At 73.8% G+C, this 4,539-nt stretch carries 5 protein-coding genes; 3 read left to right on the top strand and 2 right to left on the bottom strand.

The annotated features are described in order from the left end of the window. Positions 1-282: hypothetical protein (locus tag AB0C29_RS35070; protein WP_360829619.1), on the bottom strand; the 282-nt coding region annotated here is incomplete at its 3' end. A 131-nt stretch (positions 283-413) separates the two neighbouring features. On the opposite strand from AB0C29_RS35070, the gene AB0C29_RS35075 reads away from it, so the two are divergent. From AB0C29_RS35075 to AB0C29_RS35085, 3 genes are all read left to right on the top strand, one after another. Further along, positions 414-1,604: an SGNH/GDSL hydrolase family protein gene (locus AB0C29_RS35075; protein ID WP_360829622.1), complete on the top strand. Its 1,191-nt coding sequence runs from the start codon at positions 414-416 to the stop codon at positions 1,602-1,604. A gap of 8 nt (positions 1,605-1,612) precedes the next feature. Beyond that, positions 1,613-3,145 (top strand): FAD-dependent monooxygenase, encoded by a 1,533-nt coding sequence (locus tag AB0C29_RS35080; protein WP_360829625.1) that lies wholly within the window; start codon positions 1,613-1,615, stop codon positions 3,143-3,145. Between the two features lie 66 nt (positions 3,146-3,211). Beyond that, complete coding sequence (locus AB0C29_RS35085; protein ID WP_360829628.1) at positions 3,212-4,000, top strand: SAM-dependent methyltransferase; 789 nt, start codon at positions 3,212-3,214, stop codon at positions 3,998-4,000. A gap of 10 nt (positions 4,001-4,010) precedes the next feature. Here the strand turns inward: AB0C29_RS35085 and AB0C29_RS35090 are convergent. Then, positions 4,011-4,539 (bottom strand): cellulose binding domain-containing protein (locus tag AB0C29_RS35090; RefSeq protein WP_360829631.1); only part of this gene is annotated, 529 nt, incomplete at its 5' end.

Consider the following 4,539-nt stretch of genomic DNA (forward strand, 5'->3'; position numbering starts at 1 on the left):
CAGCCGGTAGCCGCCCGCGACCTGCGCCAGATCACCGGCCGCGGCGAGGATCCGGCGCAACCGCGAGACCAGGGCCTGCAGGGCATGAGCGGCGCCGGCCGGTGGATCCTCGGCCCAGATCGCGTCGACCAGGACCCCGGGTTCGACCGCTCGACCGCCGGTCAGCGCCAGCCGCACCACCAGAGCTTGCAGCCGTGCGCCCGCGACCGGCAGCACGGCGTCACCGCGGGACAGCCGGAAGGCGCCGAGCAGCGCGACGCGAAGCCCCCCGCCCTCGTCCATCACCTGATCTTCGCGCGGGCCTCCGGAAGTCCCCAAATCGGCGCATGTGAGCGCCATGTGCGCCCGGTGTGAGCGCCCGGCCGCAAGCTCGGTCCCGGACGGATCACCACCACGACCGACGGAGGCACCGGATGAGTCAGTTGAATGCCGCGGACCAGGGCTGGGTCCGCTCCTGGAGCGCCTCGCCCCAGGCGCCCGGCGCGTCGGTCTCGGCCCTCGAGCCGTTCGCCGACGCCACCCTGCGCCAGGTGGTGCGGCTCAGCGGCGGCGGGCGCCGGGTGCGCGTCCGCTTCACCAACGAGTACGGAACCACCCCGCTGACCATCGGCGCGGCACGGCTGGGACTGGCGGCTCCCGGCGGGGCGATCGAGCCGGGCAGCGACCGCGAGCTGACCTTCGCCGGGCTTCCGAACGCCGACGTCCCGGCGGGCGCCCCGATCCTCAGCGACCCGGTGGACCTGCCCCTGGCGGCCCTCTCCCAGCTGTCGATCAGCCTGTATCTGCCCGGCCGGGTGGAGACCTGCACCAGTCACGGCTCGGACCTGGACGGCGGCTGGTCCATCCCCGGGGACGCCGTGGCCGCGCCCGCCTTGCCCAGCACCGCCGTGCCACTGCCTGCCCAAGGCCTCATCTCGGCGGTCGAGGTGCTTCCCGACGGCCCGGCCACGGCCGTTGTCACCCTCGGCGACTCCCTCACCGACGGCGCCGGCTCGACGCCCGACACCGGGCACCGGTGGCCGGACCTGCTGGCCGGTCGCCTCGCCGGGCGGGACGGGCCCGCGGTGCACGTCTGCAACCAGGGCATCAGCGGGAACCGGGTGCTCAACGACGGCTTCGGCGCCTCGGCCCTGGCCCGCTTCGACCGCGACGTGCTGGCGACACCGGGTCTCAGCCACGTGGTGGTCCTGGAAGGCTCGAACGACCTCGCCATCTCGTTCGCCCCGCGCGACGACGGGCCGCTGGCCGAGTTCCTGGCCATGTTCCCCGGTGCGCCCGTGACCGCGGACGACCTCATCGCGGGCTACCACCAGCTCATCGCCCGGGCGCACAGCCGCGGCATAAAGATCTACGGCGCGACGCTCATGCCGTACGGGGGTTCGGACGTCTTCGCCCCGGCGGGGGAGAGTGCGCGGCAGGCGGTCAACGGCTGGATCCGTACCGGTGGCGGTTTTGACGCCGTGCTGGACTTCGACGCCGTCTGGCGGGATCCCGGCGATCCGGCCCGGCTCCGGGACGAGTTCGACGCGGGCGACCACCTGCACGGCAACGACGCCGGTTACCGGGCCCTGGCGGACTCCGTCGACCTGGCGCTGTTCGCATGAGGCGCGCCGTGCACGACGTCGTGATCGCGGGCGCCGGCCCGGTCGGCCTGTTCCTCGCGTGCGAGCTCGGTCTCGCGGGCTGCTCGGTCCTGGTGCTCGAACGGGACGCGGAGCCGGAATCGCCGTGGAAGGCGATGCCGCTGGGTATGCGGGGACTGTCCGTCACGTCGGTCGAGGCCTTCTACCGGCGCGGGATGCTGCAACCGTTGCTGACCGCGTCGGGGGTGCACCACGATCCCGGCGCGGACCCGGACGCCGACGAGGCACCGCCGCCGCGCGGCGTGGGCCACTTCGCCGGCATGATGCTCGACCCGGCCGAGGTCGACACCACCGCCCTGCCGTTCCGGCTGCCCGGCCCGGCGATGCAGGGCGTCATGACGAGCCTGGAAGCGGTCGGGACGGTGCTGGCCGAGCGGGCCGCCGAACTCGGCGTGGAGATCAAGCGCGGCGTCTCGGTCTCCGCTGTCACCCAGGACGCGGACGGTGTGCTCGTCCAAGCCGGCGACCACGAGTACGCGGCCCGCTGGCTCGTCGGCTGCGACGGCGGGCGCAGCACCGTACGCGGCCTCGCGGGTTTCGACTTCATCGGCACCGAGCCGCAGTTCACCGGCTACCTCATGCTCGCCACCGTGGCCGACCCGGAGCTGCTGGGTCCGGGCTTCAACCTGACGCCGACCGGCATGTACCTGCGGATGGCCGTACCGGGGCACCTCGGCGTGATGGACTTCGACGGCGGCGCGTTCGATCGTTCCCGGCCGCCGACCCGCGAGCATCTGCAGGCGGTGCTGCGCCGGGTCTCCGGCACCGAGGTGACGGTGAGCGACGTGCGGTTCGCCTCCACCTTCACCGACCGGGCGATGCAGGCGACGACCTACCGCCGGGGACGGGTCCTGCTCGCCGGGGACGCCGCGCACATCCACTCGCCGCTGGGCGCGCAGGGCCTCAACCTGGGCCTCGGCGACGCCCTGAACCTCGGGTGGAAGCTCGCCGCGACCGTGCACGGGCACGCGCCGGACGGGCTGCTCGACACCTACACCAGCGAGCGCCATCCGATCGGCGCCGCGGCCCTGGACTGGACCCGGGCCCAGGCGGCGGCCATGCGGCCGGACCCGCACAGCCAGGCGGTCCAGGCCCTGATCCGCGACCTGATCGGCACCCGGGACGTGACGACCTACGTGTACGGCAAGCTGTCGGGCTCGGCCATCCGGTACGACCTCGGCAGCGATCAGCCCCTGGTCGGCCGCAACGCCCCGGAGTTCCGGCTCCGGGACGGCACCCGCCTCGGCGACCTGCTGCGGGACGGACACGGCGCCGTCCTCGATTTCAGCCCCGGCCAGTCCCTGGCCGAGCCGGCGCGCCGCTGGCATAGCCGGCTGCGCTATGCGGCCGGGCCGGCGCGCAACGATCTCGGCCTGGGCGCCGTGCTCGTGCGGCCGGACGGCACCGTCGCCTGGGTGGGTGACCGTGACCCTGAGCGGAAGGCGTTCGAGCGGGCCGCGACCCGCTGGTTCGGGACCCCGGCGAACGGAGCCGCGCGGTAGCGTGGACGCGGCAGTCTAGGCTGGCGCGGACCTGCGACCTGTACCGTCCGATTCGGAGAGTGGCACGTGGCGAGCGACGAGCAACAGCACCCCAAACTGGACACTTCGGTGCCCCAGACCGCCCGGATCTGGAACTACCTGCTGGGCGGCAAGGACAACTTCGCCGTGGACCGGGCGGTCGGCGATCAGATCCTCGTCGGCCAGCCCGCGCTCGCCGAGAACGCCCGGCTCAGCCGCGCGTTCCTGGCCCGGGCGGTGCGCCACCTGGCCGGCGAGGCCGGGGTGCGCCAGTTCCTCGACATCGGCACCGGACTGCCCACCGCCAACAACACCCACGAGGTCGCCCAGTCGGTCGCCCCCGACAGCCGCATCGTCTACGTCGACAACGATCCGCTGGTGCTCGCGCACGCCCGGGCCCTGCTCACCAGCAAGCCCGAGGGCGTCACCAGCTACCTCGACGCCGACATGCACGACATGGATCTGGTGCTGCGCGAGGCGGCCAAGACGCTGGACTTCTCCCAGCCGGTCGCGGTCCTGTTCATGGGCGTGCTCGGCCACGTCGAGGACGACGCCGAGGCCCAGGCCATGGTCGGCAAGGCGCTGGCCGCGGTGCCGTCGGGCAGCTACCTCGCCCTGTACGACGGCACCGACATCAGCCCCGAGGTCGTCGAGGCGGCCCGGCTCTGGAACCAGTCCGCCGCGCTGCCGTACCACCTGCGCAGCCCGGCCCGTCTGGCCCAGCTCTTCGACGGCCTGGAGCTGGTCGAGCCGGGCCTGGTCTCGGTCACCCGGTGGCGGCCGGAAGCCGAGGCACCCGAGATCGACCAGTACGGCGCGGTCGGCCGCAAGCCGTAAGGTCCGGCGTTCAGTCCCCGCAGCGATTGCCGTCGATGCGGCAGTCCTGCGGGGTCGCGTCGATCAGCGTCGCGCCCTGCACCTCGAAGGCCAGCTCGACCGAGCCGCCCGCCGGCACCCGGGAGGTCGTGGCGTCCGGTGTGAACGTCCACACCGAGCCGTCCTGCGCCGCGGTCGCGCCGCTGACCCGGGAAACCCGCAGCGTCGACCGAGGCAGTGTCACCGTCACCGTCCAGCCGTCCTTGGCGCTCGTCCCGGGGTTGGCCACCGTGACCGCCATCCGGTAGCCGAGCAGTCCGGCCGTGACCGACGACGTCCGGTACGACGCGGTCAGCGGGACCGGAGCGTTCTCGGTGATCGGCACCTTGGCCGACACCGACGGCGCCGGCCTGGTCGTCGCCGTCGCGGAACCGCTCCGGGCGCTGCTCGGCGTCGGGGTCGTGCCCAGCGCCCCGGGAGTCGTCGTCAGGGCGACGCTCGGCTGCGCCGCCTGCGATGCCACGCCGGGCAGGGCGGCCGCGCGGTCGGGTGGCGGCGTG

Origin of the sequence: Actinoplanes sp. NPDC048791 (assembly GCF_040650095.1) — a bacterium.
Classification (GTDB): Bacteria; Actinomycetota; Actinomycetes; order Mycobacteriales; family Micromonosporaceae; genus Actinoplanes.